The 17,331-nt window shown below is 56.5% G+C and carries 19 protein-coding genes; 5 read left to right on the top strand and 14 right to left on the bottom strand.

What is annotated here, in order from left to right:
* Positions 1-27 precede the first annotated feature (27 nt).
* On the top strand, positions 28-471 hold the full coding sequence (locus F8562_RS13125; RefSeq protein WP_014226969.1) for a YhbP family protein: 444 nt from the start codon (positions 28-30) through the stop codon (positions 469-471).
* On the opposite strand, the gene F8562_RS13120 is transcribed toward F8562_RS13125, so the two are convergent.
* Positions 451-969, bottom strand: a complete 519-nt coding sequence (locus tag F8562_RS13120; protein WP_004854517.1) for a type 1 glutamine amidotransferase domain-containing protein — start codon at positions 967-969, stop codon at positions 451-453. The two genes, F8562_RS13125 and F8562_RS13120, sit on opposite strands and share 21 nt — an antisense overlap.
* 128 nt (positions 970-1,097) lie before the next feature.
* Between F8562_RS13120 and F8562_RS13115 the strand changes: the two genes are divergently transcribed.
* Entirely contained in the window at positions 1,098-1,748 is a 651-nt protein-coding gene (locus tag F8562_RS13115; RefSeq protein WP_014226968.1) for an NAD(P)H-binding protein, read from the top strand.
* A 69-nt stretch (positions 1,749-1,817) separates the two neighbouring features.
* Entirely contained in the window at positions 1,818-2,858 is a 1,041-nt protein-coding gene (locus F8562_RS13110; RefSeq protein ID WP_014226967.1) for a permease, read from the top strand.
* 107 nt (positions 2,859-2,965) lie between these two features.
* Here the strand turns inward: F8562_RS13110 and dolP are convergent, their stop codons facing one another.
* From dolP to F8562_RS13090, 4 genes are read right to left on the bottom strand one after another with little or no spacing between them, the layout of a single operon-like run.
* Positions 2,966-3,541, bottom strand: coding sequence for a division/outer membrane stress-associated lipid-binding lipoprotein (dolP, locus tag F8562_RS13105; protein WP_004125578.1), 576 nt, complete (start codon positions 3,539-3,541; stop codon positions 2,966-2,968).
* 9 nt (positions 3,542-3,550) lie between these two features.
* The gene (diaA, locus tag F8562_RS13100) at positions 3,551-4,141 is read right to left on the bottom strand and encodes a DnaA initiator-associating protein DiaA (RefSeq protein ID WP_002918211.1); all 591 of its coding nucleotides are present in this window, start codon (positions 4,139-4,141) and stop codon (positions 3,551-3,553) included.
* 22 nt (positions 4,142-4,163) lie between these two features.
* On the bottom strand, positions 4,164-4,550 hold the full coding sequence (locus F8562_RS13095) for a YraN family protein (RefSeq protein ID WP_014226966.1): 387 nt from the start codon (positions 4,548-4,550) through the stop codon (positions 4,164-4,166).
* Positions 4,508-6,589 carry a penicillin-binding protein activator gene (locus F8562_RS13090; protein WP_014226965.1) on the bottom strand — a complete coding sequence of 694 codons (2,082 nt, stop codon included), beginning with the start codon at positions 6,587-6,589 and terminating at the stop codon, positions 4,508-4,510. Before F8562_RS13090 ends, F8562_RS13095 begins: the two co-directional genes overlap by 43 nt.
* Positions 6,590-6,652: 63 nt before the next feature.
* On the opposite strand from F8562_RS13090, the gene rsmI reads away from it, so the two are divergent.
* Both rsmI and F8562_RS13080 read left to right on the top strand, forming a co-directional pair.
* Positions 6,653-7,516, top strand: coding sequence for a 16S rRNA (cytidine(1402)-2'-O)-methyltransferase (gene rsmI / locus F8562_RS13085; protein ID WP_014226964.1), 864 nt, complete (start codon positions 6,653-6,655; stop codon positions 7,514-7,516).
* A 4-nt stretch (positions 7,517-7,520) separates the two neighbouring features.
* Complete coding sequence (locus F8562_RS13080) at positions 7,521-8,510, top strand: Fic family protein (RefSeq protein ID WP_014226963.1); 990 nt, start codon at positions 7,521-7,523, stop codon at positions 8,508-8,510.
* Positions 8,511-8,574: 64 nt separating this feature from the next.
* Here the strand turns inward: F8562_RS13080 and F8562_RS13075 are convergent, their stop codons facing one another.
* The 9 genes from F8562_RS13075 to pfkB form a co-directional block, all read right to left on the bottom strand.
* On the bottom strand, positions 8,575-9,348 hold the full coding sequence (locus tag F8562_RS13075; protein ID WP_014226962.1) for a DeoR/GlpR family DNA-binding transcription regulator: 774 nt from the start codon (positions 9,346-9,348) through the stop codon (positions 8,575-8,577).
* Positions 9,349-9,458: 110 nt separating this feature from the next.
* The gene (gatD, locus tag F8562_RS13070; RefSeq protein WP_014226961.1) at positions 9,459-10,502 is read right to left on the bottom strand and encodes a galactitol-1-phosphate 5-dehydrogenase; all 1,044 of its coding nucleotides are present in this window, start codon (positions 10,500-10,502) and stop codon (positions 9,459-9,461) included.
* A 45-nt stretch (positions 10,503-10,547) separates the two neighbouring features.
* A complete protein-coding gene (locus F8562_RS13065; RefSeq protein WP_014226960.1) occupies positions 10,548-11,921 on the bottom strand; it encodes a galactitol-specific PTS transporter subunit IIC in 1,374 nt (457 codons plus the stop codon).
* A 5-nt stretch (positions 11,922-11,926) separates the two neighbouring features.
* Positions 11,927-12,211 carry a PTS galactitol transporter subunit IIB gene (gatB, locus tag F8562_RS13060; RefSeq protein WP_004106023.1) on the bottom strand — a complete coding sequence of 95 codons (285 nt, stop codon included), beginning with the start codon at positions 12,209-12,211 and terminating at the stop codon, positions 11,927-11,929.
* A 26-nt stretch (positions 12,212-12,237) separates the two neighbouring features.
* Positions 12,238-12,705: a PTS galactitol transporter subunit IIA gene (gene gatA / locus F8562_RS13055; RefSeq protein ID WP_014226959.1), complete on the bottom strand. Its 468-nt coding sequence runs from the start codon at positions 12,703-12,705 to the stop codon at positions 12,238-12,240.
* A gap of 14 nt (positions 12,706-12,719) precedes the next feature.
* Positions 12,720-13,991 (bottom strand): tagatose-bisphosphate aldolase subunit GatZ, encoded by a 1,272-nt coding sequence (gene gatZ, locus F8562_RS13050; protein ID WP_014226958.1) that lies wholly within the window; start codon positions 13,989-13,991, stop codon positions 12,720-12,722.
* Positions 13,992-14,167: 176 nt separating this feature from the next.
* On the bottom strand, positions 14,168-14,983 hold the full coding sequence (locus F8562_RS13045) for an HPr family phosphocarrier protein (RefSeq protein WP_014226957.1): 816 nt from the start codon (positions 14,981-14,983) through the stop codon (positions 14,168-14,170).
* A gap of 10 nt (positions 14,984-14,993) precedes the next feature.
* A complete protein-coding gene (locus F8562_RS13040) occupies positions 14,994-16,406 on the bottom strand; it encodes a PTS fructose transporter subunit IIC (RefSeq protein WP_014226956.1) in 1,413 nt (470 codons plus the stop codon).
* A gap of 10 nt (positions 16,407-16,416) precedes the next feature.
* Positions 16,417-17,331, bottom strand: coding sequence for a 1-phosphofructokinase (pfkB, locus tag F8562_RS13035; RefSeq protein ID WP_014226955.1), 915 nt, complete (start codon positions 17,329-17,331; stop codon positions 16,417-16,419).

Here is a 17,331-nt window from a genome sequence, read left to right as displayed (position 1 = left end):
AGCACCATAACATACTGGAGAGTAAAGATGGATACGCTCGCCGCGATCGGCCGCTGGCTGGGTAAGCAGCACGTCGTGACCTGGTGCGTCGCCCGCGATGATGAGCTGTGGTGCGCCAATGCTTTTTACGTTTATGACCCGGAGAAGGTCGCATTTTATCTGCTCAGCGATGAAAAAACGCGCCACGGCCAAATGACCGGGGAAAGCGCCAACGTGGCCGGGACGGTCAACGGCCAGCCAAAGAGCGTGGCGCTGATCCGCGGCGTACAGTTCAAAGGTAAAATTCGCCGCCTCACCGGGGAAGAAGAGGCGGCGATGCGCAAGCGCTACGTCAGCCGTTTTCCTGTCGCCCGCATGCTATCGGCATCCGTCTGGGAGATTCGTCCCGATGAGATCAAGTTCACCGATAACACGCTGGGCTTTGGGAAAAAGCTGCACTGGCTGCGCGAATCAGGCGCCGAGCAGGCGTAAGGCTTCACGATTAAAGGCCGGCAGGTCGTCCGGGGTTCTGCTGGTCACCAGCTGTTCGTTGTCGATAACCACTTCCTGGTCATAGAATTCGCCACCGGCGTTTTTCACGTCGACGACGATAGGCTTCACGGCCGTCAGCTTGCGCCCGCGAATCACATCGGCGCTAATCAACAGCTGCGGACCATGGCAGATGGCGAAGACCGGTTTGCCGCTGTTGACAAAATCGCGGGTGAAGGTGACAAAGCGTTCGTCGCCGCGCAGCGAGTCCGGTGAATATCCGCCCGGCAGCAGCAGGGCGTCGAAGTCGGCAGGGCTGACGTCATCAATGGCTTTATCGATAACGACTTCAGCTTCCCCTTTTTTCCCTTTTACCTTCTTCCCCGCCTGTTTTTCAATGGTCACCACCTTGTGTCCGGCCAGACGGTAGGCGTCCGCGGGTGAGGTGAACTCGGAGTCTTCAAAGTCGTCGGTAATTAAAACGGCTATCTTCTTACTCATTCTTCCTCCAGTGTTTCGGTGTGGAATGAGGCATTTCCCTGATGATGATGGATAATTACCTCGTAGAGTATTAAGTCTGGAACATGAGGCTGGGATCGCAACATAGAAAAATCTGCAAAGGAGTTTCGATGAGTCAGGTACTGTTAACGGGGGCAACCGGGTTAGTTGGTGGTCACTTACTGCGAATGCTACTCAACGTACCGGATATTAAGTCCATTGCTGCGCCCACGCGTCGGCCGCTGACCGATATCTCCGGCGTATTTAACCCGCACGATCCGCAGCTCACGGACGCGCTGGCGCAGGTGGTCGATCCGGTCGATATTGTTTTCTGCTGTCTGGGGACTACCCGCCGGGAAGCGGGTAGCAAAGAGGCGTTTGTGCATGCCGATTATACGCTGGTCATTGATACCGCGCTGGTGGGAAAAAAGCTGGGCGCGCAGCATATGCTGGTCGTCAGCGCGATGGGGGCCAATGCGCATTCGCCCTTTTTCTATAATCGCGTAAAAGGTGAGATGGAAGAGGCGCTGATTGCGCAGCAGTGGCCGCGCCTGACCATTGCCCGCCCGTCAATGCTGATAGGCGAGCGCGAAAAAAAACGCACCGGCGAAACGCTCCTTGCGCCGCTTTTTAGCCTGCTGCCGGGAAACCTGAAATCGATAGACGCGCGGGACGTGGCAAGCGCGCTACTCGCGGAGGCGCTCTCGCCCGCGCAGGAAGGCGTCCGCATTCTCTCCTCGTCGCAGCTGCGCGAAAGGGCCGCGCGCGCGGGGGATTACTGATTTCCAAAGTTTCCCCGGAGGCGTAGTATTCATGTCCTCAATTTATCATGACACTCCCTGGGGAATGCTATGGCTGGTCAGTCTTCATCTCAGGCGGCAGCACCGTTTCAATGGTGGAAGCCCGCGCTGTTTTTTCTCGTCGTTATCGTTGGTCTGTGGTTCGTTAAATGGCAGCCCTATTACGGCAAAGCCTTTACCGCCGCTGAGACGCACAGTATCGGCAAATCCATTCTTGCAAATAGCGACGCGAATCCTTTCGCTGCGGCCTGGGATTACGCGCTGGTCTATTTCCTGGCGGTATGGAAAGCGGCGGTATTAGGCGTGCTGCTGGGATCGCTCATTCAGGTGCTGATCCCGCGTGACTGGCTGCGGCACACGTTAGGGCAATCGCGTTTTCGCGGTACGCTGCTGGGGACCGCGTTCTCTCTGCCGGGGATGATGTGCACCTGCTGCGCCGCGCCGGTGGCTGCGGGAATGCGTAAACAGCAGGTATCCATGGGCGGCGCGCTGGCATTCTGGCTGGGCAATCCGCTGCTCAACCCGGCGACGCTGGTGTTTATGGGCTTCGTGCTGGGCTGGCAGTTTGCGCTGATTCGCCTGCTGGCGGGACTGGCGACCGTACTGGTGGTCGCCACGCTGGTTCAGAAATGGGTGAAAGAAGCGGCGACGCAGCCGGTTCCCGTGCCTGAAATGTCGGTCACAACGGGGCAGGACGGCTTCTTCAGCCGCTGGCTGCGCGCGCTGTGGACGCTGTTCTGGAATACCATCCCGGTTTATATTCTGGCGGTTCTGGTGCTGGGCGCCGCGCGGGTGTGGCTATTCCCTCACGCCGATGGCGTGGTGGAGAATACGCTGTTCTGGGTGATTGCCATGGCGATTGCCGGCTGCCTGTTTGTGATACCGACGGCGGCGGAGATCCCGATTGTGCAGACCATGATGCTGGCAGGAATGGGCATGGCGCCCGCGCTGGCGCTGCTGATTACGCTGCCTGCTGTCAGCGTACCGTCACTGATTATGCTGCGTAAAGCGTTCCCGGCGAAGGCGCTGTGGCTGACCGGTGGGCTGGTGGCGCTGTGCGGCGCGGTGGTCGGGGGAGTCGCTTTACTGTGATGATCTTCCCGGAGGCGGCGCTGCGCGCCTGTCCGGGCTACCGGCCCACAGCCAACGGTGAACCCGTAGCCCGGCTCAGCGTAGCGCTGGCCGGGAGGCAGAGACGCTTACTTGATATAGGTAAAGGCGGTGGTGACGCGAGACACGCCGCTCACCCGGCTGGCGATATCCGCCGCCGCGCGTCCTTCACGGTCGGTTACCAGACCCATCAGGAACACTTCACCGTTTTCGGTTGTCACCTTCACGTTGGAGGATTTCACCTGGTCGGTACCCAGCAGCTGGGAGCGGACTTTGGTGGTGATCCAGGTATCCGAAGACGCGGTTCCTAAGCCGATCGGCTGGCCCTGACGCACTTCGTTAAACACCTCCGTCGTACCTTCTACGCCCATAGCGATTTGCTTCGCGCGCGCGGAGAGATCGGACGTTGGGGACTGCCCGGTCAGCAGAACTTTGCCCTGGTAGGCGGTCACGTTGATGCGGGCCTGTTTCTTAATTTGTTCATCTTTCGACAGCGCGCTGTTAACGCGCAGCTCCAGCGTGCTGTCGTCCACCTGAGTACCTACCGTACGCGGGTCCGTCGCGGCTTTAGTGCCGACTGCTGCCGTTCCGACTACCGCGGCAGCAACGCATCCCTGAAGCAGTAGCGCAGACAGCAGAATGGCGAGGGGCGAGAGAGCCTTCATGTGTTCTCCTTAATCGTCCTGGTGTGGAAAAAGCGTGTTATCGATCAAATCGCACAGACAGTTGACGGTGAGCATGTGCATTTCCTGAATTCGCGCGCTGCGATGCGACGGAATGCGGATTTCGACGTCCTGCTGCCCTAACAGGCCAGCCAGTTCACCGCCGTCATAACCGGTTAACGCCACGATAGTCATATCGCGGGTGACCGCCGCTTCCACGGCTTTCACGATGTCCCGGCTGTTGCCGCGCGTAGAAATCGCCAGCAGCACGTCGCCGGCGTGTCCCAACGCTCGCACCTGCTTAGCATAGATTTCGTCATGCAGGCGATCGTTGGCAATTGCGGTTAAGACCACATTATCGGTATTTAGTGCAATGGCGGGTAAACCAGGACGCTCTGTTTCAAAACGGTTAATCATACTGGCAGCAAAATGCTGTGCGTTGGCGGCGGAAGTGCCATTACCACAACAGAGGATTTTGTTGCCGTTCAGCAGCGACTGAACGAGCGTCATCGCCGCACGTGAGATGGCGTCCGGGAGTGCTTCCGCTGCTGCAATTTGGGTTTGAATGCTTTCGGTGAAGCAGGCTTTGATTCTGTCGAGCACGGGATCCCTTAATTCGTTTACGCTATTCGCCAAAGGCGTTTTTTAGCCATTGGATGTCGTTTCCGGTGAAGGCTACCACATCGAAACGGCAATCCACAGTCTCAAAGCTCCCATTCTGTCGGCAGAGCCACAGGCGCGCGGCTTTGAGCAGTCTTTGTTGCTTTTGCGGCGTCACGCTGGAGGCGGCATCGCCGTAGTTTGCGCTGCGACGATAGCGTACTTCGACAAAGACGGTGACGCTGCCGTCGCGCATGATGAGGTCTATCTCGCCGCCGCGCTCGCGGACGTTGGCGGCGATAAAGCGCAGACCCTGGCTCTCCAGCCAGCGGCGCGCCTGGGTTTCCCAGGCATCGCCGGTCTGTTTACTTAGTTGGCCGCGACGATTTGCCCACCCTGGTATTTGAGCCATGACAGTTTCCTGTTGATCACGCAATCCTGCGTGGCCGTAAGATCGCCGGTATTGCCGTTCAGCTCAAAGCCGGGAACCTGGCGCATCTGCGAGAAATGGTTGGCAAGGGACCAGGCGTCGGCGCCCATGGCGTACAGGCGCGCCAGCGAGTAGTCGTTACGAACGGCGGCCAGCGCCTGCTGCTGCAGGGCAGGGTTACTTCCCGCCAGCATCGGGATCTCGCTATATTGCAGACCTTCCATCTCCAGACGGAAGTCCGGTCCGGAAGTCCCCTGGGCGCTGCGGGAGCTGGCGTAGAGCGTTACGCCGCTCTGGCTGCCGTTACGCAGGGCGATCATCGGTTTGATGTAAGCGATTTGTTCCGGCGTGGCCAGGATATACGCGGCGTCGACGCCGCCGGTGCTGCTGACCGGCACATCGCTCGGGCTACCCAGGGCGCTGTCCTGCGCTGACGGCAGGGTTGAGACCGGCGTACCGCTTAGCGAAATACCGCTGTTGACGCTGCCGCGCAGCTCGGCGGTGGAGCCCAGGCGCTGTTGCAGGACGGTACCGCCCCCCAGCTTCAGCCACTCGTTGGCGAAGGCGGTAACCACCCGATCGCCCAGGGCGCCGCGAGGCACCAGCAGCAGCGGAGTCTGTTTGCCCTGATCGTGAATGTGATGCGCCGCGTCGCGGGCTTCGTCTTCCGGCGAGAGGGCGAAATAGCAGATATTGGCCCGGCTTTCGACTTTTTCCGGCTGATTGAGCGCCAGCACGTTCAGCGAGGTATTGCTCTTGATGACATCTTCGACATTATCTTTCAGCAGCGGGCCGACGACGATGGTCGCGCCATCCTGCTGTACCTGGGCCAGCAGCTGGCTCATTGGCTGAGTGGTGGTGTCGTAGATTTTCAGTTCTGCGGAAGGGTTGGCTGGCGTTGCGGCGACTGCCTGAGCCTGCGGCGCTTCCGCCGGCTGGCTGGTGGCCTCCGGCGTCGGGGCTTGTACTGCCGCCGGCGCGGTGACCGGCGCCGCGGTTTGCGCCTGGTCGGCCGCTGGCGCCTGTACCGGGGTCTGAGCGTTATTGGTGGTCGTCAGATCGGTGACCTCCGCCTGCGATGGGCTGACTACGGCGCTTTCGGCAACGTTCGCCGCCTGGGCGACCTGGGCGGGTACTGCGCTTCCTGCAACGGCAGGCGCGCCGTTCTTCGCCGCTTCAAAGCCCTGCTGGATCGTGCGGCCAAAAATCGCCGCCTGGCCGTTTAACGGCAGCAGCAGGGCGATTTTATTGGTCGATGCGGCCTGGTAGTTCTGCATATTCACTAGCTGCGTCGGCAGCATTTTCGCCCCCGGGTTTTGCGGGTAGCGAGTCTGCCAGTCTTTCACTCCCGCCTTGAGCATCGTCGGATCGCTGCGGTTATCAAACCACATGCGCTGCAGATCCAGCCAGCCCTGCAGGACGTTCTCATCGGCGTTAATGACCAGCGCGTTGGCCTGATCTTTGGTCATGGCGGTGAGCGCTTTCCAGGTCGCGTCGATGTTTTTCTGCTTTTGCGCAGGCAGGCTTAACAGCGACTGTTGGGCAATCAGGGCCCGCAGCAGGTTCAGCGAGGGTTGACCCTGGCTGGCGTCAATTTGCGCCTGCCAGTAGCGGGGCAGTTGGTTCTCCTCAAGGCTTGCCGGGTCGAGCTTGCTGAGCAGTGTCTGCGCGCCCTGGAAATCGTTCTGCGCCAGCTTCACTTCCACCGCCAGCAGCGACCTTTCGCGGCTTTGCGCACCGTTGAGATTAGACGGTAGCTGGTTGAACAGGTCGATCGCCTGCGGTTTCTTACCTTCCTTCAGCAGTGCACGAATGGCGAGTAATTGCCAGTTGGTCTTGCTATCATTCGTGCTTTGCTGCATCTGTTGCAGATAGTAACTGGAGTCTGCCTGAGCCGTACCCTGCAAATACGCCGTACTTTGATCCGGAGTATGGGTACCGCAGCCGGCAAAGATCAGCGCGGCCAGCAGTACGGGCAGACAACGCACGGGTTTAGAACGAAGAAATGTTGACGGTACCATATGTGTCCAGTGATATTTTTTTGGCTCAATGCTCAATATTAATTCGGCAATACGGACGAGACAATGAAACAACACGAATCAGCAGATAATTCTCAGGGACAGCTCTATATTGTGCCCACTCCGATAGGGAATCTGTCTGATATCACGCAACGCGCGCTGGAAGTGTTGCAAGCCGTTGATTTAGTTGCAGCGGAAGATACCCGCCATACCGGTTTGCTGCTGCAGCATTTTGCGATCAACGCCCGTTTATTCGCGCTTCATGACCACAACGAGCAGCAAAAGGCGGAAACGCTGGTGGCGAAGCTTAAAGCGGGGCAAAACATCGCGCTGGTTTCCGACGCCGGAACGCCGCTGATTAACGATCCCGGCTATCATCTGGTGCGCACCTGCCGTGAAGCTAATATTCGCGTGGTGCCTCTGCCCGGCCCCTGTGCGGCGATTGCGGCGCTGAGCGCGGCGGGTCTGCCTTCGGATCGCTTCTGCTATGAAGGCTTTCTGCCTGCCAAATCCAAAGGGCGTCGTGACACGCTGAAGGCGCTGGAAGAAGAGCCGCGGACGATTATTTTTTATGAGTCTACCCACCGCCTGCTGGAAAGCCTGGAGGATATCTGCGCTGTGCTGGGGGAGTCCCGCTACGTGGTGCTGGCACGTGAGCTGACCAAAACCTGGGAATCGATTCACGGAGCGCCGATCGGCGAGCTGCTGGCATGGGTGAAAGAGGACGAAAATCGCCGTAAAGGCGAGATGGTGCTGATCGTAGAAGGTTTTAAAGCGCAGGAAGAGGCGCTGCCGGCGGTAGCGCTGCGTACGCTGGCCCTGCTGCAGGCTGAGCTGCCGCTGAAAAAAGCCGCCGCGCTGGCTGCGGAAATCCACGGCGTGAAGAAAAACGCCCTGTATAAGTATGCCCTGGAGCAGCAGGGAGACTAATCTCATGAGTCATTACCAGCCGCCGTTTAGCATTACTCCTGCCATTCTCAATCTGGTTGTTGAGATTGGTGAGCTGTTAGGGCACTGGTCAGCTCAAACGGGACGAGCCTCCCCCCTTCTGCGAAAAGAGAATCGTATTCGTACGATTCAGGCGTCTTTGGCGATAGAGCATAACAGCCTGAGTACCGATCAGGTCACTGCGCTAGTGGAGGGTAAACGTGTTCTTGCGCCAGCAAAAGATATTCAGGAAGTGAGAAACGCTCTTCTGGCATATGAAAAAATGCCTACATGGAAAAGCCACCGGTTAACCGATCTTTTGACCGCCCACCGGACGCTGATGATAGGGCTGGTTGATAACCCCGGCCAGCTGCGTGACGGTGATTTAGGGATCTTCCGGGATACCAGACTGGTTCATATGGCTCCCCCCGCCTCTCAGGTCGAGCGTTTGATAAACGAGTTGCTGCTATGGCTGAAAGTCACTGACATTCATCCGCTTATCGCTGGAGCTGTCTTCCACTACGAATTTGAGTTTATCCATCCATTTGCCGATGGTAATGGCCGAATGGGACGCCTGTGGCAAACCTTAATTCTTAGCCAATGGCGCGCGGAGCTTGCCTGGCTACCAGTTGAAACGTTGATGCATTATCAGCAGGAGCGCTATTACCAGGTTTTAGGGATGTGTGATAGCCAGAGTGACAGCACGCCGTTTATTGAATTTATGCTGGAAAATATGGTTATCGCGTTGAAAGATGGCATAGGACAAACAGCTTCTCTGTCGGAAGAAATGTCGGAAGAAAAAGTGGAAATGCTGGCGGCCGTTGAGGAACGGATCCTCAAGCTTTTGTCTAAAGAACCCACGCGCACCGCGAAAGACATGGCTCAGGAAATAGATGTTTCTGCCAGAACCGTTGAGCGGTATCTGAAGACGCTGCAGCAAAAGGGAAGATTACAGCGGACCGGCGCAAAAAAAAGGGGAGCCTGGCGCATTCTTTAGCGGGTTATCAGCGTACAAAACGTGATGGTCAATAGGGCAGATGTCACCGCATCTGCCTTATTTTCTATACGATGTGTAACTCAATCCCGGTACTTTTTAATGCCTTCCGATGTTCTTCATTTATTTCGCTGTCGGTAATCACGCAGTTTATTTTCTCCATCGGTAGAACTTGATTGAACCCGCGGCGATTGAATTTGCTGGCGTCCAGCACGGCAATGACCTTATGTGCCGCGGCGGCCATGACGCCGCTGATGGAGTAACCTTCGTTGAAGGTGGTGATGCCGTTGGTGGTATCGATGCCGTCTGCGCCGACGAACATCAGATCGGCGCTGATGCCCTGAAGAGAACGTTCGGCGATGGTACCGTGCATGGAGTGTGTTTTGTGGCGTACGGTGCCGCCGCAGACCACCAGGGTGATATCTTTGTTTTCGGATAGCGTAAACGCCGCGGGCAGGCTGTTGGTAATCACCGTGATATTGGTCATACGTACCAGCGCCTCGGCAATCAGTAGGGTAGTGCTGCCGCTATCCAGGATCACCGTCATGCCTTCGCTAATCATCGCCGCCGCGGCCTGGGCTATCCGTTTTTTCGGATCGCTGGCCAACTGATAACGATCTTCAAGCACCACTTCCAGATTATCTCCTTCGGTCAAATTGCTGCCGGGCCTTGCGGCACCGCCGTGAAAGCGGGTGAGTAACCCTTTTTCTTCCAGTAAACGGAGATCGGCCCGGATTGTCACTTCGGAGATGCCAAAGAGATTCGAAAGGTCCAGCACCAATACGCTACCCTGCGCATTGACCATTTCGACAATTTTATTCCTTCGCTCGAATGAGTTCATATTAATTTGCCTGATAATTAACTGATCTTAGTGTAATCGAAGGGTAATGAAAGTTGAACGATAATTTTCGAAAGGTTATGTGAGCCAGCTCTGATTGCTGGCTCAGTTGGTCAGGAGAGTTTAAGCAGGATTTTCCCCTGCATCGGCGCACCGTTGAGCGCCTGGACTTCGCGGGCAAAGCTTTCGGCATCGCCGATGTGGGTGATAAGCGGGGCAAGCTGAATGCGTTTTTCCGTCAGCAGGCGAACCGCCGTTTGCCACTCTTTTCCAGGCCACGGGCCCGAGTAGTTCATCCAGCTGCCGACAATAGTCAGCTCTTTTCGAAGAATCTGGCCAAAGGTGGCGAAAGGCAGCGTTAAGTCATGGTGCAAGGTACCCACCAGCGCCAGCTGCGCGCGCGGTCCGGCGACCTCAATGCCCAGCGCCACGGTTTGCGGCGTACCGGCGGTTTCCAGCACCAGCTGGTCGAACTGAATCTCTTCCAGCGCCGTTTGAATCTGTTTGCCGCTCATCTCCTTGCTGTTAAAGACGTGCGTTGCGCCGAGCGTTTTTGCCAGCGCCAGCTTCTGCGGGTTGATATCGATTGCCGTAATGCTTTTGGCGCCCAGTTCGCGGGCGCACTGCAACGCCAGCAAACCGATTGTGCCTGCGCCAATAATAATGACGTTTTTCCCTTCGCAGCCCTGAGCCAGATGGAAGGCGTGCAGGCCGACGGTCATCGGTTCAATAAACGCGCCGTCATCAATCGGCATCTGGTCCGGCAGACGGAACAGGTTGGCGCGTTTGACCACCACGTACTGCGCATTTCCGCCTTCGCTGCGCGAACCGACAAACTGGTACTGTTTGCAGAGAGAGAAGTATTCGCGCTGGCACTGGGGGCAGTTAAAGCAGGGGAGCAGAGGCACGCAGGCTACCGCGTCGCCCGGCTGCAGGTCGGTCACCGCTGAGCCGTAAGATTCAACATAGCCGCTGAACTCATGACCCAGGGTGATGGGATAGTAGTGGGCGCCTTTGGCGAAGATGCGCGGAATATCGGAACCGCACAATCCGGAGCTGACGACTTTGACCAGGACATCGTTTTCCGTTTGTAGAGTCGGTATCGGGCGTTCTTCAACGCGCACTGTCCCCTCAGCATGGATAACCACTGATTGCATAATATTCTCCAGAAATGTCCGGGGAGCGGATGCTCCCCCTTGAGATTAAGAAACGCCCGGGCTTTGTTGCGCGACGGCGGCTTTCTCTGCGGCGGCGAAGCTGCGCGCCCGACGCCACGTCAACAGCACGCCGGCAACATAGATGACGCCGATAACCACAAAACCCACCACGTTTTGCCAGGTGAAGAGCTGAATGAGCAGCCAGGTAACCGGTGAACCGCCCTGGTCCATAGAGGCCACAAGGCCGCCCGTCTTCAGAGCCCCGGCGTTAGCCGCCAGCTGGGTATGCAGGCCGATGGTCTGCGTGGCAATCCATAGCGTTATCCCCATCAGGATGATCCCGGAAATCAGCGTGCGGAACAGGTTCCCCTGGTGTACCGCCACCGCCATGGCGACAAAGAATCCAATGGTCGCGAGATCGCCGAACGGCAGGACCTGGTTGCCCGGCACCACAACCGCGATCAGAATAGTTAGCGGAATAAAGATCAGGCTGGCCGATACGACCGAGGTATGACCAAGCAGCAGCGCCGGATCGAGACCAATCAGGAAATCCTGGCCGCCAAACTTCGCCTGCAGACGTTTACGCGCCTGTTTGGCAATCGGGTTCAGGCCATCCATGATAGGTTTGATGACGCGCGGCATCAGCAGCATGACGGCCGCGGTTTTCACCGCCAGCTGGAGGATGCCCTTCAGGTCGTAGCCCGCCAGCGCGCCGATGACCAGACCCATTACAAAACCGACGGTGACCGGTTCGCCAAACGGACCGAAGCGTTTCTGGATGTCGTCAGCGCTGAAGTGGATGCGGTTCAGGCCGGGAATTTTTTCGATAATCGTATCGACCAGCACCGCTATCGGCCCTAAATACGCCGAGCTACCGTGCGGAATAGCAATACCATCGAGGCCGAAAAAGTCGCGGGTATCCTTCGCAAACCAGTCGCCGAGCTTGTAGACGAAAGCCGCATGCACCACTACGCCAAGAATCCCAATCCAGTAAGAACCGGTCGCGATATGCAGCATTGCGCCGGTAAAGGTCATATGCCAGATGTTCCAGATGTCGACGTTCACGACGCGAGTCATTCGGGTGACCAGCATGAAAATGTTGACCGCGATGGCGATGGGAATCGCCACCAGCGCGATTTGCGAGGCCCAGGTCATCGGCGACGACCCCGGCCAGCCAATATCAATCACGTGCAGGTTAATCTGGAAATGCTCCGCCATCGCTTTCGCCGCCGGGCCGATGGAGTCGAGCATCAGGCCGATAACCAGGCCGATACCGACGAAACCAATCCCGATGTGCAGGCCTGATTTAAAACAGTCCCCGAGCTTCATCCCCAGTATTTTGGAGAAGATGATGATCACGATCGGCAGCATCACCGTTGGACCAAGGTCGAGGATATAACGCATGATTTCGCTAAACATGGGCGTTACTCCGTCAGGATGTTCAGGATTTTTTGCTGCAGTTCTTCAATGCCTACGCCAGAAATGAAAGGCATACCGTGAACCACCGGAATGTCGCCAAAGGTTCTGTCAACCCGGGCGGTGGTGCAGATGAGGTGCGCGCCGTCCATATAGGTTTCGATTTCATTCACCCGACACTGCACCAGGTCCAGCTCGATGCTGTGGTCCGCGCACAGATCTTTGATCTCTTCTGCGGCCATGGTCGAGGTGGCGACAGCGCCGCCACAGGCGACGATTACTTTACGTTTCATAGGGTACCCCTTTTATTATCAGTCTGTTATAAAGCCTGAGCGCTGGGCTCTGACTCAAGGATAGAGTGCCGAAACAGCTCGGGCAGCTGCTCCTGTGAGGCAGCCAGCAATGCTTCAAGCGTGTTCGGGTTCTGTAGCTCACTAAATAACCGGCGCAGCAGCTGTAGCTGTGCAGTCGGATTTTCTACAATCAGCGCGATGATTAACGAAACGTCGATTTCGCCGTCGTCGTCAGCTCGCTGAAAAGGGACCGGGTTGTCCGGGCGAATCAGGTAGATAGCCGGAGACTTCGCATGTACCGCCTCGCAGTGGGGAATCGCGACCGCGTGCTGCTCCAGCGCAATGCCGGTGGGGAAAGTTGCTTCTCGTTCGAGCAGCGCCAGTGGATAGCTGTCGTGCACAACGCCGCGCGCCAGCATCTCTTCGCCAATGTGCTCCAGCGCCTGCCGGCTGGAACTAAAATGAATGCCGGTACGAACAAACAATTGACTCATAAATCCTCTTTACTTCAGGCGATTTCGGATGAACAGCCGTAACGGTAGGCACGCAGCACATCCTGAATTTTGTCGAGGATGAGGTCGTGCGGCACGGCGGCGAGTTCGTTTAACGACAGTCGTTCAAACTGCACGGGCATATACTGGCTGATAAGGCCCAGCGGCAGCTTAGTTTCGGTCAGGTTTGCAATTAACTTTTCCACGCTCTGGCGAATACGCGGATGCGGCCAGTAGTAGCGAATGCGATCGGACAGGCTGAAGTGGATATCCACCATTGCCTGGCTCCAGGTCGGGCGGTAGTACTTCTTCCAGTAGCCCGGCTCGTTAAGCATTACTTCATCAATCACTTCCATCACGCGGCTGCGGGATTCCGGAGCGATCAGCTCATTTTCCATTTGCGCGAGGGCAAAAATGGCTTCGCGCAGCGCGAAGGTTAGCGCCGGGCCAACTTTCAGGATGGCGTAATGGTCGCGCACCAGCGCCCGGTAGGCCTGACGAGACTGGTAATCAGTCGAGTGCGCTTCGTAGACCATCGGCGTGCCTTCGATCCACGCGGAGAGCGCTTTGGCGGCCTCTGGCTGGTAATGAATAATTTGCGTATGGTCGAACTCAACGCCGGGCTGTACCACGATAGCGATGACGCGTTCCAGCGCTGCGTTAAGACCCAGCTTGCGGAAAGCGGCTTCATGGGTTTCCAGCGTTGCCGCCGCATCCTGGGCGCGGGTTACGTGGACGCTGCCGATGGTGCTGGCTTCGCCGCCGGGAACCGGAACTTCGGTGCCGATGACGTAGGTCAGATGGCGTTTCTGCGCGTCGGTTGCCGTCTCTTCCGCGGCCTGGCACAGGCGAGCGGCACGTTCGGCGACGACGGCCGGGTCCAGCGGTACCGGATCGTCAGCGCAGGACATTGAGGCATCGAGATGGATTTTGCTGAAGCCCGCGGCGACGTAGGCTTTAATCAGATCGACCGATTTTTCCATCGCTTCGGCGGCGGGTTCGCCCTGCCAGCAGTTTGGCCCGAGATGGTCGCCGCCAAGGATGATGCGATCTGACGGGAAACCGACTTCGTGGGCAATTTTATTCACGAAATCACGGAAGTCCGCAGGCTGCATTCCGGTGTAGCCGCCAAACTGGTTAACCTGATTAGAGGTTGCTTCGATAAGAACCTTGTTGTTGGTATGCAGATCGAAACGTAACGCGGCTTCGATAACCAGCGGATGCGCGGAACAAACTGAGCAGATGCCGATGTGTTCGCCAGCTTTGTGGCGGGAAATAATATCTTTCATTTAAAACCTCCGTTTTCTTTCGAATATATTCGTTATGTTTTGTTTTGCCCGCAAACTCCTTTGTTTTGATTTGTGATCAATCTCGAAAAAAAGAAAGATAAAACGTAATGTTACGAAAGTTAAAGATAAAAAAACGCTCTGGCGATGACGGCAGAGCGTTTTTAATTTATTGAAATTTAACTAAATATTCGTGAAATCCAGCTCCGTTTAGGCTTTTCTGCTGGCTGAACGACCTGCTGCGGTTGAGCGGCAATTTCGCCTAATCCGGCATTAAAGGCCGTACCGATAGCCTCCAGCGCCTGATGGGCATCTTCCCCGCTGGCCATAAAGTGCAGCCGATGTCCCTGTTTTGCGCCGAGAGAAACCACCCGCATCAGATTTTTGGCGTCAACAATAGCGGAACGGGTGTCGAGATTTTCCACCCGAATTTGCGATCGCCACTGCTTCACCGCTTTCACCAGTACAGCGCTTGGCCGCGCGTGCAGTCCATGGGGATTGCGCAGGGTAAAAGTCGCCTCTTCATCGAACGCCGGGGGCGGTTCCATCTCTTCCCCTTCGGCCGGGAAGATATTGCCGGCCAGAATCTCCAGCACCGCCTGCGGACTCTCAGCGCGCGATAGCGCAGCAGGTACGCGTTCGTCGCTCAGGGCGTGGGTAAGCTGGCGAAGAATATCAAGGTGTTCGTTGTCCTGCGCGGCGATCCCCACAATCAGATAAGCCGCTTGTTCTTCTCCCCAATCCACCCCCTGCGGGCAAGCCAGTACTTTGACACCGGTTTTCAGTACCGCATCGCGGCTCTGCGGCGTGCCGTGAGGAATGGCAATACCGTTGCCAAGATACGTGCTGATTTGTCCTTCGCGTTCGCGCATGCCGTTCAGATAAGCGGGCGTGGTATGCCCGGCTTCGGTTAATCTGCCAACGACGCGTTGCAGCGCTTCATCTTTCGTTTTGATCGCGCGATCGAAATGGATATCTGCGCAAGTCAGTTGCATAAATAGCTCCTTATTTAATGGCACCGGCAAGCGTCGCTGCTTCCTGGGTCCGTTTTTGCCATAGCCTCCAGCATCCCAGCATGACCGCGCCGCAGGCGGAACCGGCGAGAATACACAGCACCCACATTAGCGGTTTACTTACCAGCGGCAGGATCAGGAAGCCGCCGTGCGGAGCAGGAACCTGGATTTGCAGGCTATAGCTGAGAATCGCAGAGATGGAAGAGGCGATCATCATCATGGGGATGACGCGTAAAGGATCTTTCGCGGCGAATGGAATAGCGCCTTCAGTAATATGGGTGCAGCCGAGGATATAGTTGACCATCCCGGCGGCGCGCTCTTCTTCACTGAAGCCTTTCGGGAAGAAGGTTGTCGCCAGCGCGATAACCAGCGGCGGCGTAATACAGGCGGCGGAAACCCCGGCCATAAAGAAGTAGTTCCCCTGGCCAAGCAGCAGCGTACCGGTGACGTAGGCGGCTTTATTCACCGGACCGCCGAAGTCGAAGGAGCACATCGCGCCTACCACAATGCCCAGCAGAATCGGGTTTGCTTCCTGTAATGAACTCAGCCAGTTCATCATCGCGTTGTTGATGGCGGCGACAGGTTGACCCAGCAGCACCATCATCACGCCTATTACCAGCACGCCAACGAGCGGCATAATGAAGATCGATTTCAGCCCTTCATACTGACGCGGCAGGCCGTTGAGCATATTGCGGATCAGCAACATAAAATAACCGGCGGCGAAACCAGCGATAATCCCGCCGAGAAAGCCTGCGCCGGTCGCGTTGGCCAGTAAGCCGCCGACGAAGCCCGCAACCATACCGGGGCGGCCGGAAATAGACCAGGCGATATAAGCGGTAAAAATCGGCACCATGATTGAGAAGGCCTGCTGGCCTACTTTCATCAGCGTCGCGGCAATAACGTTATACTGCGGCGAGTTCGGATCGGCTGAGTAGATACCCCACAGGAAGGAGATGGCAATTAAAATCCCCCCGGCAACCACAAACGGCAGCATGTTGGACACGCCGCTCATCAGGTGCTTATAAACCTGGCGTCCGAAAGACTCTTGCGCGTATTTCTCCGGTGACTCCGGCGAGGAAGAAATACCCTGACGGCGCGACGCCTGGCCGCCGATCACTTTATTAATTAAATCGACCGGATGATGAATGGCTTCTTTAACCGGAACCTCAATGACCGGCAGACCATTAAATCGCTCGGCGTTAACGTCTTTATCGGCGGCAATAATTACACCATAAATATCTTCTAAATCCGCGGGGGTAATGGCATTTTCAACGCCGGAAGCCCCGTTGGTTTCCACTTTAATGTCGACATTTAATTTCTTCGCTGCGGTTTTTAAGGCTTCTTCAGCCATAAAAGTATGCGCAATACCCGTAGGGCAGCCGGTAACTGCAATAATTTTTTTCATAATCGGACCTTTATAATTGAACGACCTGAATTTGCTGTAATAATTCTTCTGTGCGTTGTAAATTTCCTAATCCGGCGGAACCGGCGACGTCGGCGCCGGTCGCGCTGGCTAGTGCCAGGGCGTGAGCGACATCGTCTTCGTTAATCCATTTACTGAGAAAGGCGCCCAGCGCGGCGTCGCCGGCGCAGGCGGAGCTGACCAGTTCAATTTTCGGTGCGGAGCAAAACCACACGCTTGCGCCATCGGAAAAGTAAAGGCCCTCCGCGCCCATCGTCAGCAGCACGTTGCGAGCGCCCAACTGATGCAGGGTACGCATAGCTTCGCGTACCTGCTGATGGTTGCTGACGTCGAGACCAAATATTTCCCGCAGCTCGTCATCGTTGGGTTTGATCAACAATGGCCGTAATTCCAGCAGCTGGCGCAGAACCGGATGGCTGATATCGAGGATAATCTCGCAGCCTTTCTGCTGACATAATTCAATGATCTCGCTATAGAACCGGCTTTCAATTCCCGGCGGCAGGCTGCCGCTGATCGCTAAATAATCCCCGGAGGTGACGCATTGCAGATGATGAATAACCTGCTGTTTACACTCGTCATCAATTTTTGCACCGGGGTTAACGAGCTTATATTCCTCTGCGCCGTCATTTATAAAAATATTAATTCGGGTTGGCTCAGATACCCATGTCGGCGTCACTTTAATTTTTTTCTGACGTAACTCTTCCACGATATAACGGCCAGTGAAACCACCGAAAATACCCATAATGTGAGTGGGTTGCTGATAGTGATTTAATATCAGCGAAACGTTCACTCCTTTGCCATTCGGGCAATATTCGGTGTGCCGGGTTCGGTTCACTGCCGACGGCTTCAGCGGATCGCAAAAGATATTCATATCGATTGCCGTATTGAGTGTCAGGGTATGGATCAC

The sequence above is a fragment of the Klebsiella sp. RCJ4 genome (assembly GCF_009025755.1).
GTDB classification, from domain to species: Bacteria; Pseudomonadota; Gammaproteobacteria; order Enterobacterales; family Enterobacteriaceae; genus Klebsiella; species Klebsiella michiganensis.
This window is presented reverse-complemented; position numbering and strand designations above follow the sequence as displayed.